This window comes from Nocardioides sp. NPDC059952, from assembly GCF_042730435.1.
Lineage (GTDB): Bacteria > Actinomycetota > Actinomycetes > Propionibacteriales > Nocardioidaceae > Nocardioides.
In genome coordinates this window covers 1-18,718 of the sequence record NZ_JBHWLY010000070.1, presented here as the reverse complement: position 1 = coordinate 18,718, position 18,718 = coordinate 1, and the positions used below count along the sequence as shown (strand labels likewise).

Genomic DNA, 18,718 nt, shown 5'->3' with positions numbered 1-18,718 from the left:
TGGTCGGGTCCAAGGAGCGTACCAAAATTGTTGACAATCTTGTGAGACGATCACGCCGCCCGGGGTCAGTCGACCGCTGGAGCGATGATCCAGACCGCCGCGTCGGTGGGCAGGTCGCCCACGACCGGGTCACCGCTGTACATCACGATCTCGCCCTCGGGAAGCGGCGCCGGCTCCATGCCGCAGTTGAGGACGACGATCAGGTCGCTCCCGCTGCCTCTCCGGCGGCGGAACGAGACGATGCCCTCGGGCGCGTCCAGGATCTCCACGTCCTCATCGGCGCCGAGCGCGAACGTCCATCGCGCGGTCAATGCCGCCCGGTAGAACTCCAGCGTGGAGTCCCTGACACCGTTCTGAGCAGCCACGGTGAGGTCCACCCACTCAGCCGGCTGCGGCAGCCACGGCTGCGTCGGCAGCTTCTCGTCGGGTACGTCGCTGAACCCGAAGGGCGGCTCGAACCCGCTCCACGGCAGCGGCACCCGGCACCCGTCGCGACCGCCCTCACCGGTCTCCGACCACGGATCCTCCTGGTACTCGGGCGGCAGATACACCTGCGGCAGGCCCAGCTCCTCCCCCTGGTAGAGGTACGAAGACCCCGGGAGCGCCAGCATCGTCAGCGTCGCCGCGCGAGCCCGGTGAAGCGCCTGCAGTCCGTCGCCGTAACGCGAGCGGTGGCGTACGACATCGTGGTTGGACAGGACCCAGGTGGGCGCCGCCCGCGAAGGACCGAGCGCCTTCAGCGTCGACCCGATGACCTCGGTGAACGCCTCGGCCGACCAGGGCGCCTGCAGCCAGGAGAAGTTGAACGCCTGGTTGAACTCGTCGGCACGTACGTAGCGGCGCAGCTCCGCCGGCCCAGGGGTCCAGGCCTCGGCGACCATCATCCGGTCACCGTCGAAGGAGTCGATCAGCTTGCGCCAGGCGCGGTAGATCTCGTGGACGCCCGGGTTGTCCCACATCGGCGCGTCGGTGACACCGCGTTCGTACATCACCGCGGCGTCGGAGGTCAGCGCAAGGCCCTCGGGGACGACCTGGTCGCGCAGATCCTTGAAGAGGCCGTGGGCGATGTCGACCCGGAAGCCGTCCACGCCCCGGTCGAGCCAGAAGGTGAGGATCTTGGTGAACTCCTCCACCACCTCGGGGTTGTGCCAGTTGAGGTCGGGCTGGTCGTCGTCGAACAGGTGGAGGTACCACTGCCCACCCTCGACCCGCGTCCACGCCGGACCACCGAAGACCGAGCGCCAGTTGGTCGGCGGCTTCTCCCCCGACTCGCCGCGGCCGTCACGGAAGATGTAGCGGTCCCGCGCCGCGGACCCGGGTCCCTCCGAGAGCGCCTCGACGAACCACGGGTGCGCCGAGGACGTGTGGTTGGGGACCAGGTCGACGATCACCTTCAGGGCGAGCTCGTGAGCCCGCGCGATCAGCTGGTCGGCATCGGCGAGCGTGCCGAAGATCGGGTCGACGTCGCAGTAGTCGGCGACGTCGTAGCCGTGGTCGTTCTGCGGCGAGGTGTAGAACGGGCAGATCCAGATCGCGTCGACACCCAGCGCGGCGAGATAGTCGAGGTGGTCGGTGATCCCCGGCAGGTCGCCGATCCCGTCACCGTTCGAGTCCGCGAACGAGCGCGGGTAGATCTGGTATGCGACGGCTTCGCGCCACCATGGCTGGTCCACGTAATGTCCCCATCAATCGTCGGTTTCTGCACGCCAGGCTCTCCCGCGACGGTGCCCAGATCAAGCCTGCGGCGCGCGCAAGAAACACCAATACCCGCAGAGGCGCCTGGGCATGTAGGCTTGGCTGCGTTGAAGGAGGCGTCCCCACGCGCTTCGCGGTTGCTCTCGGTGACCGTTCGTGCAGCACTTGGTCTTCCGCAGAAGCAGAAATCAGGACTCGTGGATTCAACGCCCAAAGGGCGGCACGGAGTCGCCCTGTGTACACAAGGATTAGATTCATGACTCAGGGAACCGTGAAGTGGTTCAACGGCGACAAGGGCTTCGGCTTCATCGCCCAGGACAACGGTGGCGACGACGTCTTCGTGCACTTCTCCGCGATCCAGACCAACGGCTACAAGACGTTGGACGAGAACCAGCGCGTCGAGTTCGACGTCACCCAGGGCCCGAAGGGCCCGCAGGCCGAGAACGTCCGCCCGGTCTGACCGAAGACCTAGCTGACAACTCAGCAAGACAGCCCCGCTCCTGCTTCGGCAGGGCGGGGCTGTCCCCCTTTTGGGGAGACCAGATCGGTCAGGCGGTCTCGGGAAGCTTCGTGACGTCGGCCCAGCCCCGGGCCTCGCTGATGGTCTCCAGGTCACCGAGGGTGAGCGCGATGGTCGTGTTGGCGCTGCCCGCGGCCGGGTAGACCATGTCGAAGCGCTTCAGCGAGGCATCGAGCCAGACCTCGGCCGACGCCGGGTTGCCGAACGGGCAGACGCCACCGATCGCGTGGCCGGTCATCGGCTCCACGTCCTCGGCCACGAGCATCCGCGCCTTGGTGCCGAAGTGGGCCTTGAACTTCGCATTGGCGATCTTGGCGTCGCCGGCGGCGACGATCAGGATCGCGGCGGTCCGGTCCTCGGTGTAGAGGCTGATGGTCTTGGCGATCTCCGCCGGCGAGACACCGAGGGCGGCCGCGGCGAGCTCGACGGTCGCCTTCGACTCGACCGACTCGATGATGTCTCCACCGCGTCCGAATCGGTCAAGGTGCGTGCGGGCCAGCTCGATCGACATGAACCTCAGCCTAGCGGCGCGTCCCGCCGCCGAAGGAGTCGGCGACGGCGCGGTCGGTGAAGATGCGGTACTCCATCGGCGAGGGCGACCCGAACGGCGCTTCCGGCACCGCGCCACAGACGATGACCAGGTTGCCGGAGCGGCGGCCCTTCATGGTCGCCGGCTCGACACCGACGACCATGTCGCCGAGGTCTCTGGCCGCCGCGACGAAGTCACGCGCCTGGGGGAACGGCGCCCGGTCCACGAGGTTGGCGACGAAGACACCGGAGGGCGCGAGCACGCGGCGTACGTCCTCCACGAAGGCCGCAGAGGTGAGCTCGGCCGGGGTGCGACCGCCGTCGAAGGCGTCGAGGATCACTAGATCGGCGAAGCCGTCGCGCACGCCTCCGATGCCGCTCTTCCCGTCGACGGGGCGCACCTTGATGCCGCTGCGCGGCGGGAGCGGCGCCTCGCTGCGTACGCGCTCGATGACCTCGACCGACGGCTCCAGCACGATCTGCGAGGAGCGCGGCCGGGTCGCATGGACGTAGCGCGCCAGCGTCATCGCGGCACCGCCGATGTGCAGAACTCGCACTGGCCCTGGAGGCAGTCGGTCGATAACATCGCCGATACGCCTCATGTAGTCGAACACGAGGCGGGTCGGATCCCCCAGATCGACAGCCGACTGCTGCATCTCGTCGAGCTCGAGCACATATACATCGTCGGCCATAGCGGAGATACCCTACCCCCCACGTGGAAATAGGGGACCTGTTCCTCTACTGTGACCTGCGCGACAACGGCACCATTGCCCGCTATGGATGCATCCGGATACCCCTAGGGGCATCCACGCATGTTTCCAGATCTACCTCGCCGATCCCCCACACCCCGTCCGGCGAGGAACGAGAGGAAGTCAAAGCAGCGTGACAAGCATCGAGGAAGTCACGATCGGGGCGTTCAGTCAACCCCTGGTCGCGATGTCGTTCATCATCTCCGTACTCGGCTCGTGGGTCGGTCTGACCTGCGCGGCCCGTGCTCGCCGGCGCGGCTCAGGCACCGGCGCCTGGCTCTGGCTCTTCGGCGCGGCCGCCTCGATCGGCGGCGGCGCGATCTGGTCCATGCACTTCATCGGCATGCTCGCCTTCGACAGCCACGTGGCGTACGCCCTCGATGTCGGCACCACCCTCATCTCGCTCGCCGTCGCGATCATCGCGGCGATGGTCGGCATGCTCATCGCGACCGCCATGCGCGGCAACGCGGGCTACATCGTCGGTGGCCTGGTCACCGGTGCCGGCGTGGGTGCGATGCACTACACCGGCATGTACGCGATGGACATGAGCGCCCAGATGGTCTGGAAGCCGCCGGTCGTCATCCTCTCGATCGTGATCGCGCTGGTCGCCTCGGCGCTCGCGCTCTTCTTCGCCTTCAACGTCACCACGCTGCTGATGCGCGTGGGCGCCGCGGTCATCATGGGCATCGGCGTGTGCGTCATGCACTACACCGGCATGCTCGCTCTCGAGATCCACAGCTCTCCCGACGACAAGCTCGGGCACGTCAGCGGCGCGGACCCGGTCTATCTCGCCATGCCGATCTTCGCGATCTCGGCCGGCATGCTCATCGTGATCGGGTTCGCCACCATGTTCGCCGGCATCAACGACGACCTCGAGGACCCGTGGACGCCGGTCACGCGGACGACCTCCGACTCCGGCGCCCACGCGATGATGCCGCAGCGGCCGGCGATGGCGCAGCAGTACAACACCGGCCCGCAGCCGATCACGGGCCAGCAGCCGGCCCTGTCGCAGCTGCAGCAGCCGCAGCACCAGCCACTGCAGCCGCTCCCGACGCGGCAGCCCGCAGCCTCGGGCAGCCCGCAGGCGGGGCAGCCCAACGGTCAGCCGGCGGGCGAAGGCATCGGCAACGCGTTCGCCCAGCGCCCGCAACGTCCGACCCAGCTGCGGCCGCAGAACGGTCGCTGGACACCCCGGCCCTACGCCCAGCAGGCCTCCAACAGCGGCTCGGAGCAGCAGCCGGACTTCTTCAGGCCCCAGGGTGGGCAGCCCGCCGACGAGACCGGCAACGAGCCGCCGGCCCAGCCGCAGCCGCCCAGGCCGCAGCGCACGCCGGGTTGGCTGCCGCCGCGCAACGACAACAACCTGTAGCGCTCACTCCCAGAAGACGCGCTCGACCACACCGTGGGCGAGGCGGGTCATCCGCAGGTAGTCGTTGACCAGCTCGTCGGTCGCGCCCGCCGGATAGCCGAGGATGGCCGCGACGGCGTGCTGCTCGACCGGCCCGGCGGGCAGCGAGTCCGCCGGACGGCCACGCGCGAGCGTGACCGCGTTGCGGACCCGGCTGACCATCCGCCACGCCTCGATGAGCGTCTCGGCGTCGTGGGCTTCGATCAACGAGGCGTCGCGGGCGGCCTGCAGCGCCTCGACGGTGCGTGGCGTGCGCAGCCCCGGGACGGCGTACGCATGCCGCATCTGCAGGAGCTGGACGGTCCACTCGATGTCGGCGAGCCCGCCGCGGCCGAGCTTGAGATGGGTGTTCGGGTCGGCGCCGCGTGGTAGCCGCTCGTGGTCGACACGGCCCTTGATGCGGCGCACCTCGACCACGTCGTCCTCGCTCAGCCCACCCTCGGGGTAGCGCAGCGGGTCGATCATCTCGGTGAACGCATCGCGCACCTGCTGGTCGCCGACGACGGCGTCGGCACGCAGCAGCGCCTGCGACTCCCAGATGCCCGACCACTTGGCGTAGTAGGAGGCGTACGCCGGCAGTGTCCGCACCAGCGCGCCCTGGCGCCCTTCGGGGCGCAGGTCGGCGTCGATCTCCAGAGGCGGGTCGGCGCCCGGCAGAGCGAGCAGCCGGCGCAGGTCGGCGATGACCTTGAGCGCGAACTGGGTCGCCTCTCCCGGATCGGCACCCTCGACGGGCTGATGGACGAAGAGCACGTCGGCATCGGAGGCGTAGGAGAGCTCGAACCCGCCGTAGCGGCCCATCGCGATGATCGCGATCCGCGTCGGCGCCTCCTCGAGCCCGCGGCGCGCGACCTCCTCGGCCACGACGGTGCGCAGCGAGGCCTCCAAGGTGGCGTCGGTCAGCCGGGAGAGCGCCGCCCCGATGGTGTCGATGTCGGCCTCACCGAGGAGCTCGGCGGCCGAGATCCGGAACAGCTCGCGACGGCGGATCGCCCGGATGTGGCGTACGGCCTCCTCGGCGGAGGTGGTGGTGCGCCGACGGGCGGCGCGGGCGACCATCTCGTCGGTGAGCGCCTCGGCGGAGAGGGGCGCCAGATCGTGGCCCAGGAGGCGCAGCGCCTCGGGCTCCCGCTCGAGCAGCGCGGTGGTGTAGCGCGAGGTGGACAGGATCGTGGCGAAGTGTTGCGCGACCAGACCCTCGTCGCGCAGGGAGCGCAGATACCAGGGCGTGGCGCCGAGGGCGTCGGAGATCCGGCGGAACCCGAAGAGCCCGGCGTCGGGATCGGAGCCCTCGGAGAGCCACTGCAGCATCACCGGCAGCAGCGCCCGCTGCAGCGCCGCGCGCCGGGAGACGCCCGTGGTGAGCGCCTCCAGGTGGCGCAGCGCGGCCTTGGGGTCGGCGTAGCCCAGCGCGGTCAGCCGCTCCTCGGCAGCCTTCGCGGAGAGGTGGGCCTGGCCGGACGGGATCCGGGCGACCGCGTCGAGGAGCGGTCGGTAGAAGAGCTTCTCGTGGAGGCGGCGTACCTCGATCCGCTGGTGGCCCCACTCCTTCTCCAGTCGCACCACCGGGTCGCGCAGGTAGCCGAGCGAGCGCGCCAGCCAGCGCAGCGAGTCCTCGTCGTCGGGGACGACGTGGGTGCGCCGGAGCCGGTAGAGCTGGAGCCGGTGCTCCATCCGCCGCAGGAACGCGTAGGCCTCGTGCATGGCCTCGCCGTCCTCGCGCCCGACGTAGCCGGATCGGGTCAGCGCCGCCAGCGCGGAGAGCGTGGTGGGCTGGCGGATCCCGGTGTCGGTGCGGCCGTGGACCAGCTGCAGCAGCTGCACCGCGAACTCCACGTCGCGCAGCCCGCCGGCGCCGAGCTTGAGCTCGCGGTCGGCCTCCCGGGACGGGATGTGGGCGATGACCCGGCGCCGCATCTTCTGGGTGTCGGAGACGAAGCCGTCGCGCTCGGCGGCCTTCCACACGAACGGGTTGACGGCGTCGACATAGGCCTGGCCCAGAGCCAGGTCGCCAGCGGCCGGCCTGGCCTTGAGCAGCGCCTGGAACTCCCAGGTGCTCGCCCAGCGCTCGTAGTAGCCGACGTGGCCGGCGATCGTGCGCGAGAGCGCGCCCGCCTTGCCCTCGGGACGCAGCGCGGCGTCGACCGGCCAGATCGTGCCCTCGCCGGTGTGGGCCGAACAGACCTGGATCAGGTTGCTGGCGAGCTGGGTGGCGACCCGCAGCGAGACGTCGTCGCCGACCCCGTCGGCGGCCTCGTGGACGAAGATCACGTCGACGTCGGAGACGTAGTTGAGCTCGTGGCCGCCGCACTTGCCCATCGCGACGACGGCCAGCCGGACCTTGTCGGCCTCGGCGCCCACCCGCGCGCGGGCGACCGTCAGGCCGGCGTCGAGGGTCGCGCAGGCCAGGTCGGAGAGCTCGGCGGCGACGTCGTCCACCGGGAGCTGGTGGGCCAGGTCGCGGGCAGCCAGCCGGAGCAGCCAGCGGCGGTACTCCACCCGGAGCGCGTCGACCGCCTCCGCGTCCGGGACCGTGGCCACCGGGCTCTCGTCGCCCGGCTTCGCACCGACGGCCTCGAACAGCGACGCCCTGAAGACGTACGCAGCGGGCCTGGTCGTGCCGAGGGTCGGATCGGCCAGCTCACGCCAGTGACCGGGATGCCGGGCCAGGTGGTCGCTCAGCGCGGGCGAGGCGCCGAGCACCGAGACCAGCCGCATCGCGGTGCCCTCGTCGCCGGCGAGCTCCTCGACGAAGCCGGCGCCCTGGGACTCGGCGAGCATGACCAGACCGGCCAGCGCCGCGTCGGGGTCGGCCGCCTGGCCCAGGATCGCCAGCAGCTCCTGGGCGCCGGCGCCGAGACCTGCCAGATCCGCCAGGGCCGTGTCCGGGTCGTTGAAGCCGAGCCGGAGCAGCTCGCCCTTGCCTGGCAACGTCATGGCCCCGATTGTGTCACTGGCCGGTTTCAGGCGCTCCAGGGCCTCGGGGTCGGGATGACCCCCCCTCCGCGGGTGCCGCCCGGGGCGACGGCGGCGCTGCGTTCACGCACCAGGCGAGCGAACCCGAAGGCCAGCGGCTGCCAGGTCTTGATCAGCTCCTTCTCGGCGAAGGTGGCAGTCGCGACCACGTCCTCGACGCTGCGTCCGATCTGCTCGAGCTCCTCGACGGACTCCTCGGCCCAGACCGCGACCGCGGCTGCGTCGACCTCGGGGTGGAACTGCACGCCCCACACGGTCGGGGCGAACCGCGCCGCCTGGACCTGCCCGTCGATCGACCTGGCCAGCTCGACGCTGCCCTCGGGCAGCCGGCCGACGACGTCGCGGTGCCAGTGCATGGCGCGGTCGTCGCCCGCCAGCAGGCGCATCAGCGGGTCGAAGAGCACCTCGGGCTCCCAGGTGACCTGGCCCACGCCCACGGTCAGCCCGAACGGGCTGCGCTCCACGGTGCCGCCCAGGGCCATCGCGGCCAGCTGGTGGCCCAAGCAGATCCCGAGCGTCGGGATACCGGCCTCGGCCGCCTGCGCGATCCGCTCGCGGGTGACCTGGAGCCAGGGGTGCTCGTCGTCGGAGTCGGCGTCCATCGAGCCACCCATGACGAGCAGCCCCGAGTAGGAGGCGTTCAGCGACGAGAGCGGCGGGATCGGCTCGGCGTACGCCCGACAGACGTCGACGCACATGCCCGCCTCAGCCAACCAATGACCGAACAACGCCGGCGGAACTGTCTCCTCGTGCTGGATCACAAGCACTCGGGGAAGACTCAACGACATCACCACTCTCCCGTTCGATCCAGTGTGGCAGCACCGGATCGGAAGTGTGGAATCGGCCTTGAGTTTCCCTGACAACCAGTTATCGGAGGTCAGATGACCGGCAGCATCCGGGAGCGCTCGTAGGCGGTCACCTGCTCGCGGTAGGCGGCCCATTCGGCCCGCTTGTTGCGCAGGAAGAAGTCGAAGACGTGCTCGCCGAGGGTCTCGGCGAGGAGCTCGGAGTCCTCGGCCATCCCGATCGCCTCGTCGAGGTTCTCCGGCAGCGGGTCGATGCCGAGGCTCTTGCGCTCGCGCTCGGTCAGCGCCCACACGTCGTCCTCGGCCTCGCGCGGCAGCTCGTAGCCCTCCTCGATGCCCTTCATGCCCGCCGCCAGGATCACGGCGAAGGCCAGGTAGGGGTTGCAGGCGGCGTCGAGAGACCTGACCTCGATGCGGGTCGACTGGCCCTTGAGCGGCTTGTACATCGGCACCCGGACCAGCGCGGAGCGGTTGTTGTGGCCCCAGGCGACGTGGGCCGGCGCCTCTCCCCCGCCGATCAGGCGCTTGTAGGAGTTGACCCACTGGTTGGTCACCGCGGTGATCTCGCCGGCGTGACGAAGTACGCCGCCGATGAAGCTGCGCCCGGTCTTGGAGAGCTGGTATTCGGCGCCCGGCTCGTAGAACGCGTTGGCGTCGCCCTCGAACAGGCTCAGGTGGGTGTGCATGCCCGAGCCCGGGTGCTCGGTGAACGGCTTGGGCATGAAGCTGGCCCAGATGCCCTGGCTCAGCGCCACCTCGCGGATCACGGTGCGGAAGGTCATGATGTTGTCGGCGGTGCTCAGCGCGTCGGCGTAGCGCAGGTCGATCTCGTTCTGACCGGGACCGCCCTCGTGGTGGCTGTACTCGACGCTGATGCCCATGGCCTCCAGCATCGTGATCGCCTCACGCCGGAAGTCGGCGCCCATCGACTGGGCGGTGTGGTCGAAGTAGCCGCTGGAGTCGACCGGGGTCGGCTCACTGCCGTCCCTCGGGTTGTCCTTGAAGAGGTAGAACTCGATCTCGGGGTGCGTGTAGAAGGTGAAGCCCTTCTCCGCGGCGTTGGACAGGGTGCGCTTGAGCACGTAGCGCGGGTCGGCGTAGGACGGCGAACCGTCGGGCATCACGATGTCGCAGAACATCCGGCCCGTGGACGGGCCGTCGGTGCGCCACGGCAGGATCTGGAACGTGCTCGGGTCCGGCAGGGCCAGCATGTCGGCCTCAGTGACCCGCGCGAACCCCTCGATCGCGCTGCCGTCGAAACCGATGCCCTCCGCAAAGGCGCTCTCGAGCTCGGCCGGAGCCACCGCGACCGACTTCAGATAACCGAGCACGTCGGTGAACCACAGCCGCACAAAACGTACGTCCCGCTCTTCGAGTGCCCGGAGCACGAAGTCCTGTTGCTTGCCCATGCGTGAACACTAACGGTCCGACGTCACGGTCGGGACCACCGCGCCAGCGTCAGCGTCCGGGACCCCTGAAGATCGAGATCACCAGCGCCACCCCGAACCCTGCGAGCGCTGCCCCGAGGACCGACCAGGCGGTGCTCGTGCCGGCCCCGCCGAGATAGCCCATGCCGGTCAGCGCCAGCGCTCCTCCGGCCAGGAGAAGCACCGCGGCCACCAGGAGTCCAAGAGCCTTACCCACAGTCATGACACCGCAATCTAGTCTCGGGCTAGGTGATGACCAGGGCAAGGGTCACCAGCGAGGTCATCCAGGAGACGAAGCTGCCGACCAGGAAGTATTCGGTCACGTCGTTGATGCTCGGCCCCTCCTGCCCGCGGAACGACTGCAGCTCCGGCCAGCGGATCAAGCCCTTGGCCGCGACCACCAGGCCGGCGGCGGCGAGGTTGCCGGTGAGACCGAGCCCGAAGATCGTCAGCCGCTCGAGCGGGCCCAGGAGCCGGCCACCCTTGAGATTGTTGCCGTCGACACCGTCGAGCGGGTTGGCCACCTTGGCGACGTCGAGGACGAGCTGCACCACGACGTTGCCGGTCGAGACCTGGACCAGCAGGCCGCCGAACACGAGCAGCACGGCCTCGGGACGCGCCGACTCGACCCAGACCCAGGGCGCCTGCTCCGCCCACGCGGCGACCGGTCCGCCGACCTCGCCGGCCACCGGGGCCAGCAGGATCCCGACGAAGATCGTCCCGCCGAGCAGGGCCAGCGGGATCCCCGGCCGGGGGTTCTCGTCCGAGCCCTGGGGCGGGTGGGCCAGGAAGCCCCACAGCACCGTGATCCCGGCGATCACGATCACGGCCGCCAGGTCACCTCCGAAGAGAGCCGAGAGCAGGCCGAAGGCGATCACCGCGACCGCCCCGATCGCCTCGGGGACCCAGCGGATCCGCTTGAGCGGGTCGAGGATCGAGTGGGCGAAGTCGACCGTCCCGATCCCGATCAGGAGCAGTGCTATCCAGCTCATGCCGCCGCCTCGCTCATCGAATCTCTCCCAGCAGCTCGTCGGCCCGCACGATCACGGCGATGCCGTCGCGGCGGACGCGCTGGGAGACCGCGGAGGGGGTGATGTCGAGCTCGGCGGCGATGGCCTTCTGAGACATGGCGGAGAGCATGCCAGAAAGCACCGACACCGACGATCGATCCAGGCGAGAAAAGAGCTCGTCGCGCGCGACCAGAGCGGCGTTGATCGCGGCCGGGTCCGGCCCGCCCGCTTCGTCGGCCGGCTGATACCAGGTCCGTACGCTGCGCGAGGCCGCCTTGTTCTCGGCGTTCTCCGCCGTCTCGATCGCGGCACGTGCGGACCACCACCCCGGCCCGTCCTCGACCCGGGGGTCGTCACTGAGCACCCGGGTGGCACCCCAGCTGATGCCGTGGCGTACGCCGACCACGGGGTCGAGCTCGATCCGCAGCCGGAACGTCGCCTGGATCGCGGCGCCGACGGTCTCGAAGGCTCCCTGGTACTCATCGCCGACCGTGATCCGCAGCGGCGTGACCGGCTGCCACTCCCGGTTGACCCCCTCGACGGCGTCGGCGAACGCCTCGTGGACCTTGGCGCGGTCGGACTTGGTGCGCGAGCCCACGAGGTCACCGATCACGGTCGCTACGGATGCCATATGAAGATGATACCTTCACCTCTACACAATGAAGGTATTTGATTCATTAGTCTGAGATGAAGCCTTCAGCTTCACATTTCCGCACCTGGCCCGGTGAGCTCGCCTGCCCCGACCTGGCGGCCGGAGAGCATGAGCACCAGCCCGATCGCGGTGCCACGGACCTCCGGGCCGGTCCCGATCACCATGTCGGCGTCGGTGACCACAAGGCGTACGCGCTGGGCCCGCTCCTTGCCGCCGCCCCACTTCTGCGAGGTCTTGGCCAGGTAGCCGAGCGCCGTGACGACGTGCTCGACCGGGTAGTCGCGGCGCAGTCCCAGCGGGCGCCGGATGTCCTCACCGTGGGCGAACTCCTCGACCAGACGGGTCGCGAGCGGAGCCGGCGGTGTCGCCGTGCGTCCGGCAACCCCGCGGAACCTCGCCAGTGTCTCGGCCGGGTCCTCGGCGCGCTCCCGGTCGACACCGGTCTGGTTGTCGCGGTCGAAGTCACCGCCGGCGGCGATCATCCGGCGTACGAACCCCAGCCGGGTCGTCGTCGCGACGTCGATCATGTGGGCCAGCACGTCGTGGACCGTCCAGCCGGCGCACAGCGAGGGCGTCGCCCACCCTGCCGGAGCGAGGGTCTCGAGGTCCCGGATCAGCGCCTGTCGTTCGTCGTGCACGACCGACCAGACCACGCTCTTCGATGACATGGTCCGGACGCTACCGCGACTGCGCGGGCCTCGCCCCGGCATAAACGACCGCTACCTCACCGGCTGCTGGAGCTCGGTGACCCAGCCTTCCTGGTCCTCCGGCATCTCCAGGTAGATCTCCCGGCACGGGCCGGCGAACTCGAGACCGGCGTCGCTGACGTGGCGGGACAGCTCCTGCCAGGCTTCGCCGATCCCCGTCATCGGGCCGCGGTAGATCGCGGTGACCGCGCGGTCGTACGCCCTCAGGGTCCCGACCTCGAGACCGTCGACGGCCTTGCCGCCGAGGTCGGCTCCGGCGCCGAAGGTCATCCCGTCGCCGACGGCGTCGTACCAGCCGATCGCGGGGCCGGACGGTTCGATCCCGGCGGCCTCGAACGTGTCGTAGACCCGCCCGAAGAGCGGGCCGACGCGCTGGCCGACGTCGGCGCCCTCGTCGACATGGTCGGTGAGCTGGGTGAGGGTGAGGGCCGCGAGCGGCTTCTCGGTGTAGGTGAGGGTGGACATGGCATCTCCTTCCAGAAGTCGAAGACCCTTCGACAAGCTCAGGACATCGCGTCGCTCCACCTCGCCGAGGCGCCGGCCGTCGGCCTCGATCTGCGAGCGCAGCTCGTCGCGGCGCCGGTGCAGCAGCGTGGCCAGCTCGGCCGGCGTACGGCCCTCGTCGAGCAGGTCGGCGACCTCCTCGAGCGAGAACCCCAGCGACCGGAACGCCACCAGCGCGTCGGCCCGGGCCAGCAGCGCCGGCTCGTAGAACCGGTAGCCGCTGTGCAGGTCGACGCGGGACGGCGAGAGCAGACCAAGGCTGTCGTAGTGCCTCAGCATGCGCACCGACACCCCGGCGAAGCGGGCGCTGTGCCTATTCAGGAGGGCTCCGATACTCAACATGACGCCATCAGCCCATCGCCTGACACTGTGTGAGGGTCAACTACTCCGCAGGAACCCGGGCCTCGATCTCGGCGAGCCAGGCGGCCGGGGAGGCGTCCGAGGGCATCCGCCAGTCACCGCGCGGCGACATGGTGCCGCCGTTGTGGACCTTCGGCCCGTTGGGCAGCGCCGAGCGCTTGAACTGGTTGGCGAAGAAGCGCTTCACGAACACCTCGAGCCAGGCGCGGATCTCCTTCATCTCGTACGCCGTCCGCTTCTCCTCGGGGAACCCCGGGGGCCAGTCGCCGGCATCGACGTCGTGCCAGGCGTTCCAGGCCAGGAAGGCGATCTTCGAGGGCGAGAAGCCGTTGCGGACGGTGTGGAAGAGGGTGAAGTCCTGCAGTGCGTACGGGCCGATCTTCTGCTCCGTCGACTGCAGCTCCTCCCCCGGCACGAGCTCGGGCGAGATCTCCTGGTCGAGGATCTCCTGGAGGACCTCGTCGGCGGTGCCGTCGAACTGCTCGGTGGTGATCACCCAGCGGATCAGGTGCTGGATCAGGGTCTTCGGCACGCCCGCGTTCACGTTGTAGTGCGACATCTGGTCGCCGACGCCGTAGGTGGCCCAGCCGAGCGCGAGCTCGGAGAGGTCGCCGGTGCCGAGGACGATGCCGCCGCGCTGGTTGGCGATGCGGAAGAGGAAGTCCGTACGCAGCCCCGCCTGGACGTTCTCGAAGGTGACGTCGTAGACCGGCTCGCCGTCGCCGGCCGGGTGGCCGATCTCCTTGAGCATCTGGGTGGCGGTGGGCCGGATGTCGAGCGTCTCGTAGGTCGTGCCGAGCGCCTCCATCAGCTGGATCGCGTTGGACCTGGTGTCGTCGGAGGTCGCGAAGCCGGGCATCGTGAACGCCAGGATGTCGCTGTGTGGCCGACCCAGGCGGTCGAGGGCCTTGGCGGCGACGATGAGCGCATGGGTGGAGTCGAGCCCGCCGGAGACGCCGATGACGATCTTCGTGTCCGGGCCGATCGACTGGAGCCGCTTCTCGAGCCCCGAGACCTGGATGTTGTAGGCCTCGTAGCACTCCAGCGCGAGCTTGTCGGGGTCGTCGGGGACGAACGGGAACCGGTCGACCTTGCGCCGCAGCCCGTCGCCGGTCAGCGGCGGCGCCAGCTCGAACTCGATCTCGGCGTGGAAGCCCCCCTCGGCCCGCCGGTTGTCGTCGAAGGTTCCCTGCCGGATCCGCTCGGCGCGGATCCGCTCCAGGTCGACGTCGACCACGGTGCGCCGCGGCCCGTCCGGGAACCGCTCGGTCTCCCCCAGCAGCTCGCCGAGCTCGTACGCCATCGTCTGCCCGTCCCAGGACAGGTCGGTGGTCGACTCGCCCTGGCCGGCGGCGGTGTAGACATAGGCCGCCAGGCACCGGGCGGACGCGGACTGCACCAGGAGACGGCGCGCCTCGGAGCGGCCCACGGTGATCGGGCTGGCGGAGAGGTTGAGCAGCACGGTCGCGCCGGCCAGCGCGGCCTTGGCGCTCGGCGGCACCGGGACCCACATGTCCTCGCAGACCTCGACGTGGAAGACGAGATCCTTGACGTCGGTGCAGCGGAAGAGCAGCTCGTTGCTGAGCGGAACCTCCTCGCCGCCGAGCATGATGGTGCCGTCGGCGCCCGCGCCCGTGCCGTACCACCGCTTCTCGTAGAACTCGCGGTAGGTCGGCAGGTAGGTCTTGGGCACCACGCCGAGCACCTCGCCGCCGTGGATCACGACCGCCGTGTTGAGCACCCGGTCGCCGTGGCGCAGCGGGGCGCCGACGACGATCACCGAGAGCAGCTCCTCGGAGGCCACCACGATCGCGCTGATCGCAGCGTGCACGGCGTCGAGGAGGGTCCGCTGCAGGACGAGGTCGTCGATCGAGTAGCCCGAGAGGCACAGCTCGGGGAAGACCGCGACCGCCACTCCCTCGTCGCTGCACTCGCGGGCCTGCGCGATCACCTCGCGCGCGTTGGCGGCAGGGTCGGCGACGGAGATCGGGATGGTGCACGCCGCGACCCGTGCGAAGCCATGGGAGTAGGCGGAGTAGAAGTCCACACCCGGAGTCTAGGCGCGATGGCCCGTCCGGCCACCCGATGCCCGTCGCCGACCGTACGACCTCAGGACAGGTCGCGGATGCGGATGTTCCGGTAGGACACCACGTCCGGGGTGCTGCCGTGCGCCTGGACGCCGACGTGACCGGTCAGCCCCCGGCTGCTGGAATCGGGGTCGTTCGGACGACCGGGGAACGGCAGCCCGGGCAGGTTCTCGAACTCGTTGATCACGACACCGTTGCGGATCACGGTGTACTGCTGCCCGACGACGCGGATCTCGAGGTCGTTCCAGGTGCCCTTCGGGGTCGGTCGCGCCTCGGCCAGGGTGAGGTCGGCGAAGCCGTAGATCGACCCCGTCTTGCGGGGGTCGTTGCCGCCGCTCTCCGGCGAGTCGTTGACCTGGATCTCGTGGCCACAGTTGACCGCGATCCAGGAGAGGTTGCCGGTCTCGCCGCCGTTGAACGTGGTGGGGCACCCCTCGACAGGGCCCCACAGCTCGGGGAAGCGCACCTGGACGCCGCTGTTTCCTCGGGCCGCACCGGGTGCGTCGTCGCGGAACTGCAGTCGGAACGAGAAGTCGCCGTACTCCCGGTCCGGGTACCACAGGGTTCCGAACCCGCCACCCGCGCCGGCTCGGCTGCGGATGGTGCCGTCGGAGACCAGGTCGAAACCACCGTCTCCGGCGTACGCCCAGTCGTCGAAGGAGTCGGTCGAGCCGTCGAAGAGCCAGTCGTAACCCTCGACCTTCCCTACCTGCGAGCGGGCCGCGGCGGACCGCAGCCGGCTGGCTTCGGCCCGCGTCACCTCACCGGCGGCGACCAGATCGGCGGTGACGCCGCGGACGTGCGTCACGAAGGCCCCGTGAGTCGGCCATGTCCGCTCGTCGTCGATGACGTCGTTGATGGTGCAGCCGGAGCGCAGGGTGCTATTGGCGACGCCACTGTCGAGATCGAGGAAGACGACGCTCGAGCGGGCATCGGGCGCCGGACAGGTCGCGGCCGTCGAGGGTGTCCCGGCAGGAGACGCGGAAGCGGCTCCGATCGGACCGCTCATGCAGAGAGCGGTGATCCCGAGGACAGCCGACCCGACTGCGAGCCGGGTCTTGGTGCGGCGTGAGGGAAGGAGGTGAGACATCGAGACTCCGAACGTCGAGACGCCGAATGGAATGTGATGCGCGTCACGCCGGATGCTAGTGTCGACGGCCGTCGACTTTCAACCGTTCCTGAACGACTTTCGCGGGCAATCTTCGAAAGTCGCCTCGGGTCAGCCTGCCGAGCGCTCCATCACGATCTCCTCCGGACCGTCGTCGATGGGGCTGGGAACCGTGGCGGACTCCACGAAGCCGAGCCGCTCGTAGACGGCGTGGGCGCGGTCGTTGCCGACGAGGTGGGTGAGTCGCACGGGCAGGTCGCCGGCGCGGGCGATCACCTCGCTCAGCAGCGCGCTGCCGGCGCCGGAACCCTGGGAGTCGGGCAGGACGTACAGCTTCCAGAGCATCAGGTGGTCCTCGAAGACCGAGTAGGAGGCCATCGCGACGACCCGGTCCTCGACCTCGGCGACGAGCACGGTGCCGGCCCTGATCCCGGGGTGCACCGTGTCCGGGGTCCACCACTTGGCGATGCCCTCCTCGACGTACGCCTCGCCGGTGATCGGCGGGTACGTCGCCCGCCAGGTCGTCACGCCGACGTGGATCACCGCGTCGAGGTCGTCGGTCGTCGCCACTCGCACCCGCATGGACGCGACGATAACCAGGAGCGCCGGGGCTGTCGCTCCGTTTAGCGTGGACATGTGCTGATCCGACGTGAACGTCTCCAGGACGTTGCCGACATCCGCGCGGTCACCACCGCGGCCTTCTCCGGTGCGGAGCATTCCGCGCCGCCGATCGAGCCCGACGGGGCGCCCGGGGAGGCGACGCTGGTGGGGTGGCTGCGCGAGGATCCGGGCTGGGTCCCGGAGCTCTCGCTGGTCGCCGAGGCCGACGGCCAGATCGTCGGCCACGTCGTGGCCACCCGCGGGGCGCTCGCCGGTCGGCCCGCGCTCGGGCTCGGCCCGGTCAGCGTCTCCCCGGCCCGCCAGCGCGACGGCGTCGGCTCGGCGCTGATGCACGCCGTCCTCGGGGCCGCCGACGCCTTGGGCGAGCCGGTCGTCGTCCTCCTCGGCTCCCCCGCCTACTACGGCCGCTTCGGCTTCGTCCCCGCCTCCTCGCTCGGGATCGACTCTCCGGACCCGGCGTGGGGCGACTACTTCCAGGCACGGCCGCTGACGGCGTACGAACCGGGTCTTCGGGGTCCGTTCCGCTATGCCGCTCCGTTCGACCGGATGTGATCACCACCACAGCGCGTACGTCACCTTCTCGGCCTACGCTGGAGGTAGTCCGTGGACTCCATCAGGGAGCTGCGAGATGACACCAGAAAGGCTCGATGATGAGCACGAACCCCTCTGCCGAGGAGACCGCCCCGTACGGCACCGGTGCTGCCGGAAACGCGCCGGCCAAGCCCGTACGCAAGGTGCGCACGCATCATCTTCGCGAGATGAAGCAGCGTGGCGACAAGATCACGATGCTGACCTCCTACGACATGTACTCCGCCCAGATCTTCGACGAGGCCGGGGTCGACCTGCTGCTCGTCGGTGACTCGGCCTCCAACAACGTCCTGGGCAACGAGACGTCGCTTCCGGTGACCGTGGACGAGCTGCTGCCGCTGACCCGCGCGGTCTCGCGCAGCGTGAAGCGGGCGATGGTCGTCGGCGACCTGCCCTTCGGCTCCTACCAGGCCTCGCCCGAGCAGGGCTACCTGACCGCGGTGCGGTTCATGAAGGAGGCCGGCGCCCACTGCGTGAAGCTCGAGGGTGGCGCCGAGATGGCGCCCGTGATCAAGAAGCTGACCGAGGGCGGCATCCCCGTCATCGCCCACATCGGCTTCACCCCGCAGTCCGAGCACGTGCTCGGCGGCTACCGCGTCCAGGGCCGCGGCGACAACTCCGACCGGATCATCGACGACGCCAAGGCCGTCCAGGAGGCCGGCGCGTTCGCGGTGGTCATGGAGATGGTCCCCGGCGACGTCGCCGCGCAGATCACCAAGGAGCTGGAGATCCCCACCATCGGGATCGGCGCCGGCCCCGACTGCGACGGCCAGGTGCTCGTCTGGCAGGACGCCTTCGGCATGCGCGGCGGCAAGATGGCCCGCTTCGTGAAGCAGTACGCCGACGTGAAGTCGGTCCTGTCCGAGGGCGCCGAGGCCTACATCTCCGACGTCAAGGGCTCGACCTTCCCCGGACCCGAGCACACCTTCTGAGGATCTGCGTCACAAAACTGGTCGACCCGAGCCGTACGCC

The 18,718-nt window shown here is 69.8% G+C and carries 18 protein-coding genes; 4 read left to right on the top strand and 14 right to left on the bottom strand.

What is annotated here, in order from left to right:
* Positions 1–65 precede the first annotated feature (65 nt).
* Positions 66–1,673, bottom strand: a complete 1,608-nt coding sequence (locus ACFV9G_RS24065) for a glycoside hydrolase family 13 protein (RefSeq protein ID WP_378730701.1) — start codon at positions 1,671–1,673, stop codon at positions 66–68.
* A 278-nt stretch (positions 1,674–1,951) separates the two neighbouring features.
* On the opposite strand from ACFV9G_RS24065, the gene ACFV9G_RS24060 reads away from it, so the two are divergent.
* Complete coding sequence (locus ACFV9G_RS24060; RefSeq protein WP_091053181.1) at positions 1,952–2,155, top strand: cold-shock protein; 204 nt, start codon at positions 1,952–1,954, stop codon at positions 2,153–2,155.
* Positions 2,156–2,243: 88 nt separating this feature from the next.
* Here ACFV9G_RS24060 and ACFV9G_RS24055 read toward each other — a convergent pair whose 3' ends face one another.
* Both ACFV9G_RS24055 and ACFV9G_RS24050 read right to left on the bottom strand, forming a co-directional pair.
* Positions 2,244–2,726, bottom strand: coding sequence for a YbaK/EbsC family protein (locus tag ACFV9G_RS24055; RefSeq protein WP_378730699.1), 483 nt, complete (start codon positions 2,724–2,726; stop codon positions 2,244–2,246).
* A 10-nt stretch (positions 2,727–2,736) separates the two neighbouring features.
* On the bottom strand, positions 2,737–3,435 hold the full coding sequence (locus tag ACFV9G_RS24050) for a spermidine synthase (RefSeq protein WP_378730697.1): 699 nt from the start codon (positions 3,433–3,435) through the stop codon (positions 2,737–2,739).
* A gap of 190 nt (positions 3,436–3,625) precedes the next feature.
* Between ACFV9G_RS24050 and ACFV9G_RS24045 the strand changes: the two genes are divergently transcribed.
* The gene (locus tag ACFV9G_RS24045) at positions 3,626–4,861 is read left to right on the top strand and encodes an MHYT domain-containing protein (protein ID WP_378730695.1); all 1,236 of its coding nucleotides are present in this window, start codon (positions 3,626–3,628) and stop codon (positions 4,859–4,861) included.
* Positions 4,862–4,864: 3 nt separating this feature from the next.
* Here the strand turns inward: ACFV9G_RS24045 and ACFV9G_RS24040 are convergent, their stop codons facing one another.
* From ACFV9G_RS24040 to ACFV9G_RS23990, 11 genes are all read right to left on the bottom strand, one after another.
* Positions 4,865–7,837, bottom strand: coding sequence for a bifunctional [glutamine synthetase] adenylyltransferase/[glutamine synthetase]-adenylyl-L-tyrosine phosphorylase (locus ACFV9G_RS24040; RefSeq protein WP_378730693.1), 2,973 nt, complete (start codon positions 7,835–7,837; stop codon positions 4,865–4,867).
* 26 nt (positions 7,838–7,863) lie between these two features.
* Positions 7,864–8,643 (bottom strand): type 1 glutamine amidotransferase, encoded by a 780-nt coding sequence (locus ACFV9G_RS24035; protein ID WP_378730688.1) that lies wholly within the window; start codon positions 8,641–8,643, stop codon positions 7,864–7,866.
* Between the two features lie 110 nt (positions 8,644–8,753).
* Complete coding sequence (glnA, locus tag ACFV9G_RS24030; RefSeq protein ID WP_045550195.1) at positions 8,754–10,091, bottom strand: type I glutamate--ammonia ligase; 1,338 nt, start codon at positions 10,089–10,091, stop codon at positions 8,754–8,756.
* 49 nt (positions 10,092–10,140) lie between these two features.
* A complete protein-coding gene (locus tag ACFV9G_RS24025; RefSeq protein ID WP_378730686.1) occupies positions 10,141–10,332 on the bottom strand; it encodes a hypothetical protein in 192 nt (63 codons plus the stop codon).
* A 22-nt stretch (positions 10,333–10,354) separates the two neighbouring features.
* Positions 10,355–11,101: a hypothetical protein gene (locus tag ACFV9G_RS24020; protein WP_378730684.1), complete on the bottom strand. Its 747-nt coding sequence runs from the start codon at positions 11,099–11,101 to the stop codon at positions 10,355–10,357.
* A gap of 13 nt (positions 11,102–11,114) precedes the next feature.
* Positions 11,115–11,750, bottom strand: a complete 636-nt coding sequence (locus ACFV9G_RS24015) for a SatD family protein (RefSeq protein ID WP_378730682.1) — start codon at positions 11,748–11,750, stop codon at positions 11,115–11,117.
* A gap of 71 nt (positions 11,751–11,821) precedes the next feature.
* A complete protein-coding gene (locus tag ACFV9G_RS24010; RefSeq protein WP_378730680.1) occupies positions 11,822–12,439 on the bottom strand; it encodes a maleylpyruvate isomerase family mycothiol-dependent enzyme in 618 nt (205 codons plus the stop codon).
* 51 nt (positions 12,440–12,490) lie between these two features.
* Positions 12,491–13,321 (bottom strand): MerR family transcriptional regulator, encoded by an 831-nt coding sequence (locus ACFV9G_RS24005; RefSeq protein ID WP_378730678.1) that lies wholly within the window; start codon positions 13,319–13,321, stop codon positions 12,491–12,493.
* A 43-nt stretch (positions 13,322–13,364) separates the two neighbouring features.
* Positions 13,365–15,389, bottom strand: coding sequence for an NAD(+) synthase (locus ACFV9G_RS24000; protein WP_378730676.1), 2,025 nt, complete (start codon positions 15,387–15,389; stop codon positions 13,365–13,367).
* Positions 15,390–15,451: 62 nt separating this feature from the next.
* A complete protein-coding gene (locus tag ACFV9G_RS23995; protein ID WP_378730674.1) occupies positions 15,452–16,519 on the bottom strand; it encodes a DUF1080 domain-containing protein in 1,068 nt (355 codons plus the stop codon).
* Positions 16,520–16,648: 129 nt separating this feature from the next.
* Entirely contained in the window at positions 16,649–17,119 is a 471-nt protein-coding gene (locus ACFV9G_RS23990; RefSeq protein WP_378730672.1) for a GNAT family N-acetyltransferase, read from the bottom strand.
* A gap of 54 nt (positions 17,120–17,173) precedes the next feature.
* Here ACFV9G_RS23990 and ACFV9G_RS23985 point away from each other — a divergent pair, with 54 nt between their 5' ends.
* Positions 17,174–17,710, top strand: coding sequence for a GNAT family N-acetyltransferase (locus tag ACFV9G_RS23985; RefSeq protein ID WP_378730670.1), 537 nt, complete (start codon positions 17,174–17,176; stop codon positions 17,708–17,710).
* Between the two features lie 95 nt (positions 17,711–17,805).
* Positions 17,806–18,678: a 3-methyl-2-oxobutanoate hydroxymethyltransferase gene (panB, locus tag ACFV9G_RS23980; protein WP_378730668.1), complete on the top strand. Its 873-nt coding sequence runs from the start codon at positions 17,806–17,808 to the stop codon at positions 18,676–18,678.
* Positions 18,679–18,718 lie beyond the last annotated feature (40 nt).